The organism is Nitrospira sp. BLG_2 (genome assembly GCF_049222245.1).
On the sequence record NZ_JBLYIG010000727.1, the window covers coordinates 1 to 1,798 of the forward strand.

The window sequence follows — 1,798 nt, forward strand, 5'->3', positions numbered from 1 at the left end:
GGTGCAGTCTGCGACCGCCGACGGCACGGCGACGGCGGCGCCGGTCGGGAGCAACCCGGCCGACTACACGGCCGCGTCGAGCAGCCTCGTCATCCCCGCGGGGGCGACGAGCAAGGCGATCACCGTGATGCTCAAGACCGACACCCTGGTCGAAGGACCGGAGAGCTTCACCGTCACCCTGGGGACGGTGACGGGGGGCATCCTGGGCACCAACACCACCGTGACCGTCAACATCACGGACAACGATTTCGGGGGCGCCCTCGCCTTCTCCGCGGCCACTTTCAGCGGGACGGAGCCGCTCACCGGCGTGCTGCCCGCCAAGGCCACGGTCACCGTGAAGCGCACGGGCGGCCTGGCCAGCGGGGTGACCGTGCACTGGTCCACCGCCGACGACACCGCGCTCTCGCCCGGCGACTACACCGGGGCCTCGGGCTCCCTCACCTTCGACGCCGGGATCGCCTCCAAGACCTTCACGGTCGACGTGCTTCCTGATGCGGAGGTGGAGGGGTACGAGAGCGTGAACCTCGTCCTGGACACGCCCACCGGCGGGGCCAGCCTGGGCGCACCCGCCAACGCGTCCCTCAACATCATCGACAAGGAGCCGGTGGTCCAGTTCACCCCCACCGCGATCACCGCGAGCGAAGGGGGCCTGAAGGCCACCTTCACGGTCAAGCGCACGGGAAACCTGGCGGCCGCCCTCACCGTCGGCATCGCCGACCTCGGCGGCACCGCCACCGCGGGCGTCGGAGGCGACTACAACAACGTCCCCGTGAGCGTCGCCCTCCCGGCGAAGGCGGCCTCCAAGACCTTCACCGTGGACATCCTCCAGGACGCGGCCCTCGAGTCCACGGAGACCGTCAACCTGGGCCTCACCTCGTGCTCACCCGGCTGCACCGTGGGCCCGCTCGCGAACGCCACCCTCTCCATCACGGATGACGAGCCGCTCGTGAGCTTCAGCCTGGCCAGCTACGCGGTCACCGAGGGCACGGCCAAGGTGACCTTGACCCTGAAGCGCACGGGTTCGACCGCGGCCGCCCTCACCGTGGGCATCGGGGTCACGGGAGGCACGGCCACCGGCGGGGGCGTCGACTACAACAACGTGCCCGCCACCGTCCTCATCCCCGCGAAGGCGGCCACCAAGACCTTCACCATCGACATCGTGAACGATCTCCTGGGCGAGACCGCGGAGACCATCGGCCTCGAGATCAACTCCGTGACGGGGGGCGGGTTCATCGGCCCCCTTCCGACCACGGTGGTCAACCTGGCCGACAACGAGCCCGCCATCGCCTTCAGCCTGGCGACTTACTCGATCTCCGAGCCGCCCAACACCGGCACCGCTCCCGGCAAGCTCACCGTGGCCGTGAAGCGGACGGGCACCCTCACCCAGATCTCGACGGTCGCGTATCAGATCACGGAGGTGTCGGCCACCGCGGGATCGGACTACAGCCCGTTCCCCCCCGCGGCGCTTTCCGGCACCCTGACCTTCGCCGCAGGAGTGGCGTCCATCAACCTCGTGATCGACATCGTGGCCGACCTGGTCGACGAGCCGAACGAGACGTTCCAGCTCTCGCTCTCCAGCCCGACCGCGGCCAAGCTGGGCCCGAACGCGACCGCCACCGTGACCATCGTCGACAACGATCTCTAGTCCCGAGGTGGAAGCCCCTGTCCGGGTGAAGGGGCTTCCACCGAGATCTGGACCGGTCGAGCCCGTCTCCTCTCTTCTGGCCCCGCCGTTCGGGCAGGTTCCCCCCCGAAACCCGCGAGGAGCAGATCTCCGTTCCAGGCCGGCTTCGAGCTA

1 protein-coding gene is annotated in these 1,798 nt (G+C 69.5%); it reads left to right on the forward strand.

Annotation, left to right across the window (positions count from 1 at the left end; translation table 11 throughout):
* A partial coding sequence (locus ACOSYY_RS19505; RefSeq protein ID WP_421664610.1) for a Calx-beta domain-containing protein occupies window positions 1-1,645 on the forward strand: 1,645 nt, incomplete at its 5' end.
* Window positions 1,646-1,798 lie beyond the last annotated feature (153 nt).